7 protein-coding genes are annotated in these 5,461 nt (G+C 38.4%); all 7 read left to right on the top strand.

The window, feature by feature from the left end; all coding sequences use genetic code 11:
• Positions 1-516, top strand: a 516-nt coding sequence (locus tag Q4496_RS17710; RefSeq protein WP_303610955.1) for a GspE/PulE family protein, incomplete at its 5' end; no start/stop codon positions are given.
• A 37-nt stretch (positions 517-553) separates the two neighbouring features.
• The gene (gene gspF, locus Q4496_RS17705) at positions 554-1,792 is read left to right on the top strand and encodes a type II secretion system inner membrane protein GspF (RefSeq protein ID WP_303603169.1); all 1,239 of its coding nucleotides are present in this window, start codon (positions 554-556) and stop codon (positions 1,790-1,792) included.
• 328 nt (positions 1,793-2,120) lie between these two features.
• On the top strand, positions 2,121-2,573 hold the full coding sequence (gspG, locus tag Q4496_RS17700; RefSeq protein WP_303495915.1) for a type II secretion system major pseudopilin GspG: 453 nt from the start codon (positions 2,121-2,123) through the stop codon (positions 2,571-2,573).
• A 40-nt stretch (positions 2,574-2,613) separates the two neighbouring features.
• Positions 2,614-3,252: a type II secretion system minor pseudopilin GspH gene (gene gspH / locus Q4496_RS17695; RefSeq protein WP_303610954.1), complete on the top strand. Its 639-nt coding sequence runs from the start codon at positions 2,614-2,616 to the stop codon at positions 3,250-3,252.
• The gene (gene gspI, locus Q4496_RS17690) at positions 3,245-3,685 is read left to right on the top strand and encodes a type II secretion system minor pseudopilin GspI (RefSeq protein ID WP_303603172.1); all 441 of its coding nucleotides are present in this window, start codon (positions 3,245-3,247) and stop codon (positions 3,683-3,685) included. Before gspH ends, gspI begins: the two co-directional genes overlap by 8 nt.
• Positions 3,685-4,362: a type II secretion system minor pseudopilin GspJ gene (gene gspJ / locus Q4496_RS17685; protein ID WP_303610953.1), complete on the top strand. Its 678-nt coding sequence runs from the start codon at positions 3,685-3,687 to the stop codon at positions 4,360-4,362. The genes gspI and gspJ overlap by 1 nt, the downstream gene beginning before the upstream one ends.
• The gene (gene gspK, locus Q4496_RS17680; RefSeq protein WP_215971244.1) at positions 4,362-5,390 is read left to right on the top strand and encodes a type II secretion system minor pseudopilin GspK; all 1,029 of its coding nucleotides are present in this window, start codon (positions 4,362-4,364) and stop codon (positions 5,388-5,390) included. The genes gspJ and gspK overlap by 1 nt, the downstream gene beginning before the upstream one ends.
• The last annotated feature ends 71 nt before the right edge of the window (positions 5,391-5,461 follow it).

Below are 5,461 nucleotides of genomic sequence, written 5' to 3'. Positions count from 1 at the left end.
GGTGAAATTCGAGATTTAGAAACGGCACAAATTGGTGTACAAGCCAGTTTAACCGGTCATTTAGTGTTATCAACCTTGCATACCAATACCGCAGCAGGGGCAATAACGCGAATGGAAGATATGGGCGTAGAGCCGTTTTTATTATCGTCTAGTTTATTGGGCGTACTTGCACAACGCTTAGTAAGAACGCTTTGTCCACATTGTAGAGAAAGTCACTTACCTAGTGAAGAAGAGTGTGCGTTACTTGGTTTACCTAAAGATAACCAACAAGTCATTTATCACCCTAAAGGGTGTAAAGAATGTAACTTTAAAGGTTATCGCGGCAGAACCGGTATTCATGAATTATTAGTGGTTGATGATACTGTACGTGAGCTTATTCATAATGGGCATGGTGAGCAAGGCATCGAGAAATATATACGCACCAACACTGCGTCAATTAGACGTGATGGCTTTGATAAAGTCATGTTGGGGCAAACAACGCTGGAAGAAGTATTGCGCGTTACGCGAGAAGATTAATGGCACATTTACAAACAACAAGAAATGATTAAAACATATGGCAGCATTTGATTACCTTGCGGTTGATAGCCGAGGGAAAAATAAAAAAGGTGTTATTGAAGGTGATACCCCAAGGCAAGCCCGCGCATTATTGCGTGAACAAGGGTTAATGCCTACGGAAGTAACCCCTACCCTTACTCATAATAAAAGTAAAACAGGAAAGGCAAGCTCGGGTAAAGGCAAAAGTAAAGGCACAGGAAAAGTATCTGCTGCTGAATTGTCGTTAATTACTCGTCAGCTAGCAACCTTAGTAGAATCTGGATTGCCATTAGAAGAGTCCTTAATAGCCGTTGCTGAGCAAGGTGAAAAAAATCGTATTAAAAGTATGATTATGGGGGTTCGTACCAAGGTAACCGAAGGTTATGGTTTAGCAGAAAGCCTCGCTGAATACCCGAAAGTATTTAATCACTTATATCGCGCGATGGTTGCAGCTGGTGAAAAATCTGGTCACTTAGATAAAGTATTAAATCGCTTAGCTGATTACACAGAAAAACGAGAACAAATGCGTTCTCAACTTATCCAAGCCTTAGTTTATCCTGTCATTATGACAGTGGTTGCTATTGGGGTTATCGCAATATTATTAACCAAAGTAGTGCCACAAATCGTAGGGCAATTTGAGCATATGGGTGCAAACTTACCTGGCTCAACTAAGTTTTTAATTGCCAGTAGTGAGTTTTTACAAGCGAATGGCCTGTTCATCATTTTATTCATTGCCGCACTTATGTTGATAGTGTCCAATGTATTGAAAAAACCAAAGTATTTGATGATTTTCCATCAAAGACTGATCTACTTACCCGGTATTGGTAAAGTAGCTAAAGGTCTTAATACGGCACGTTTTGCAAGAACCTTAAGTATATTATCAGCGAGTGCAGTGCCGTTATTAGAAAGTATGAAAATTTCAGGTGAAGTACTCGACAACTTGTACATAAAACAGCAAGTAAAATTAGCGTCAGATAAAGTACGTGAAGGCTCAAGCCTACACTTATCGCTTGAACAAACGAAATTATTTCCACCAATGATGTTGCATATGATCGCCAGTGGTGAAAAAAGTGGACAAATCGAGCAAATGTTAGGACGCGCAGCCGACAACCAAGATAACGAATTTGAAGCATTGATGAATATTTCATTAAAAGCATTTGAACCTGCATTGATGGTAGGCATGGCAGGGGTTGTTTTATTTATCGTAATGGCCATATTAGAGCCTATATTGAAATTAAACACCTTTGTTGGTGGATAAACGGAATATGAAGGAATTGGTTATTATCACTGTAGAGGCGAATTTATTCGCCTAATAATGAGTGCAGGCGACTGAAGTCGCCCCTACAAAAACGTAATATGAAGGGGTTGATTATTATCACCGTAGGGGCGAATTTATTCGCCAGATAAAAAATAAGCCCCACAAAAGGGGTGATTATTATCACCGTAGGGGCGAATTTATTCGCCAGATAAAAAATAAGCCCCACAAAAGGGGTGATTATCATCATCGTAGGGGCGAATTTATTCGCCTAATAATGAGAGATAACAGAATGAAAATGTTAAATTTATAAAGGTAATTAGGAAAAATAATGATTAATAAAAGTTTAAAACACACACAAAAAAAAGCACAAGGCTTTACCTTGTTAGAAGTTATGGTGGTAATTGTTATTATCGGCATGATGTTAAGTGTTGTGGTCCCTAATTTAATGGGTAGCCAAGACACGGCTAAATTACAAAAAGCAGTACAAGATGTTACTGCGTTAGAAAACTCGTTAAGCATGTATAAATTAGATAATTACGATTATCCAAGTACAGAGCAAGGCTTAGAAGCATTAACCCAGCAAACTGATATTGAGCCTATTCCACGTCGTTTTCCTGACGGTGGTTATGTAAAACGTCTTCCTAAAGATCCGTGGGGTAATGAATACTTTTTATTAAACCCAGGTGAACACGGGAAAATGGATGTATTTACTGCCGGTCCAGACGGAGAAGTTGGCACTGAAGATGATATTGGTAATTGGAATTTAGGCGACTATCAGTAATTAAATTACTTAAGTTAATAAGAAAGCATAACGTAAACGGATGAGTATTATTTTGAAGAGAACATTTACCACAAAAAATAAAGGTTTTACCTTACTTGAAGTATTGGTGGTGATTGCATTAATTGGCTTAATAATTTCAGCGGTGCAATTTAACTTCTCTACAAAGCATCCAGAAGATACTTTAAAAAAAGTAAGCCAAGAATTTTCAACGCTGTTTGAAAGTGCTGCAAATTACGGCTTACTCAATAATATTGAACTGGGTTTATACCTTAATGAAAACAGTTATCAATTTCTTGGCTATGACGGCGAAAAATGGAGTGAAATACCTGAACAAGATTGGCTAGCAGTGCAAGAGTTACCTGAAGGGGTGACCTTTACCTTAGCATTAGACGATCTACCCATTGAAGAGCCGTTGCTGTTTGACTCATCCGTATTCGCCTCGGAAGAAGAAGGTTACCTTTCTTTTGACGCTATTGAAAAAGCGAAAGAAGCCAAAGATGAAGACAAATTAACACCACAAGTCTATATTTTATCTGGCGGTGACATCACACCTTTTAGTCTTACCTTTTACTTTACCGATGAAGCTTCACTTAATGAAGATTTATCTGATTTAGCCTATCGAGTCAGCGGGCTATATAGCACACCATTAACAATTGAAGGGCCAGTGTTAGATGATTAAGTCATTAAACATAAAAAACACCAAGGCTAATATTTTACAGCAACAAAACGTAAATAAGAGTAAGACAAGATCACTTGGTTTCACCCTTATCGAAGTGATGCTAGCTTTAGCGGTTTTTTCAATTGCAGGTATCGCATTACTCAGTACTGCCAGTAACAATGCCAGAAACATGGGTTATCTAGAAACTAAAATGTTTGCCGATTGGGTTGCTTCAAACCAACTAGTTGCGGTAAATCTAGATAAAACCTGGCCGCCCAAAAACAATGTTAAAGGTGAAGTAAAACTTGCTGGTAGAACTTGGTACTGGCATAAAAAAGTAATTAAAACCACAGATAATGATATGCGCTCTGTTGTAATAGAAATTAGAAAAGATCCAGATGATGAATTAGCCGTAAGTAGTTTAACCACCTTTGTTTCTAAGGTGGAATCCTAATGCTATCTAGCCCCAGAATACGCGCACAACTCAATACTACTTCTAATAAAGGATTTACTTTACTAGAAGTACTCATTGCTATTGCTATATTTTCAATTATTAGTTTATCTAGCTTCACTATTTTTAACTCGGTATTATCCGGTGATGAAATGGCGAAAAAACATAGTGCCCGACAGAATGAGCTACAACGCGCTTTTTTAATTATAGAACGTGACTTTACTCAAATTTCACGCCGTACTATGCGCCTTAATGGCGAAGCACCACAAACACGTTTAATACAAACTGATAGTGGGGGTTTCGAAAACGAAGAGCAAGTTATTGCCTTTGTAAGAAACGGTTGGACTAACCCTGGGTTATTATTACCCCGTAGTGATATGCAAGCGGTAGCTTATAGAATAACTGAAGAAACCCTTGAACGTTTACATTTCAACTTTGTTGATTCCGTGGTGGGTGAAGAACCCAAAGTAAGACCTTTGATTCATGATGTTACCGAGATAAATTTTGAATATTATGATGGGAAAGACTGGCTAGAACTTTGGGAAAAGGAGACTTTACCTTTGGCAATAGCCATTGAAATCGACACAAAAGATTATGGCCTTATACGACGTCAATATTTAGTGCCTGGTGATGGGCAGCTTCAAACGACATCGAACAGAGCATTAGGTTTGGGCTCGTGATGATAAATTTAAAAAGGTTACACAAGCAGCAAGGTGTCGCGCTAATAACAGTAATGCTTATTGTTGCACTTTGTGCGGTTATTGCTAGCCAAATGACGGCGCGCTTGCAGGTACAAATGCAACGAAGTGCTAATGTTAGCTTTAACCAACAAGCTTATTGGTATGCCATGGGTGCAGAAGCTTTTACTAAAAGAGTATTAATTAAAGTTTTCCAAGCAGAGCCAAATGTTACCAACTTAAGTCAAGCTTGGGCAGGAGGTGAAAATACCTTTCCGGTCGATTTTGGTGAAATAACAGGTGAAATCACCGATCTACAAAGCTGTTTGAACTTAAATGCCTTACGCGCCCCATTTGAAGAAAGCGAAAACACAAGTAGCCGAAACAACAGAAATCAAGAGGAAAACAAAGCCCCTGCTCGTCTTGCCTTTGAAGCACTGTTAATTAATTTACAGCTAGAAAATGTGAGTCAATTTGAAGCTGAATCAATGGCAGATGCTCTTACTGATTGGCTAGATGCTGATACCAGTATCAGTAGTGCCGGTGGCGCAGAAGATAATGATTATGCTTCACGTGAATTTCCTTATCTTGCAGCCAATAATTATTTAGCCAGTGTTAATGAGTTAAGGGTAGTTGAGCATTTTACTCCTGCTATTATAAATGCGATTAAGCCTTATGTTTGCGTTATTCCTGGCAGTGAATTACACCAAGTGAACATTAACACTATCGACAGTGAACACGTTGAATTATTGCAAGCGTTACTTGGCTCAACATTAGAACAAGCACAAGACGTATTAAGTGCCAGAGGTGAAAAAGGTTTTGACTCGCTCGATACTTTTTACAATTTACCAACGGTTGTACAAATTGAAAACTTCAATGATAAAAAAGACAGCTTTGCTATTGATAGCGAATATTTTAACCTGAAAGCGAGCGCTAGTTTTAATGAAAGTTATTATGCCATGAACTCAGTAATGAAAATAACCGAGAATAAATATATCAATGTGCTCAGTCGCACCGTAGGACGAAATTAATGGCCGAAACTTTATATATACGCCTAGGTAGCCAAGCCCAAGATGAAATATCTTGGTTGATATTCAACACG

It is taken from the genome of Colwellia sp. 5_MG-2023 (genome assembly GCF_030547795.1).
Classification (GTDB): Bacteria; Pseudomonadota; Gammaproteobacteria; order Enterobacterales; family Alteromonadaceae; genus Colwellia.
The sequence above is the reverse complement of the archived record's forward strand: the minus strand, read 5'-3'. Positions and strand labels throughout refer to the sequence as shown.

Excerpts from the sequence above, each read along its gene's own strand:
- gspI (WP_303603172.1), top strand. The coding sequence starts at position 3,245 with ATGATTAAGTCATTAAACATAAAAAACACCAAGGCTAATATTTTACAG.
- gspG (WP_303495915.1), top strand. The coding sequence starts at position 2,121 with ATGATTAATAAAAGTTTAAAACACACACAAAAAAAAGCACAAGGCTTT.
- gspJ (WP_303610953.1), top strand. The coding sequence starts at position 3,685 with ATGCTATCTAGCCCCAGAATACGCGCACAACTCAATACTACTTCTAAT.
- gspK (WP_215971244.1), top strand. The coding sequence starts at position 4,362 with ATGATAAATTTAAAAAGGTTACACAAGCAGCAAGGTGTCGCGCTAATA.
- gspF (WP_303603169.1), top strand. The coding sequence starts at position 554 with ATGGCAGCATTTGATTACCTTGCGGTTGATAGCCGAGGGAAAAATAAA.
- gspH (WP_303610954.1), top strand. The coding sequence starts at position 2,614 with ATGAGTATTATTTTGAAGAGAACATTTACCACAAAAAATAAAGGTTTT.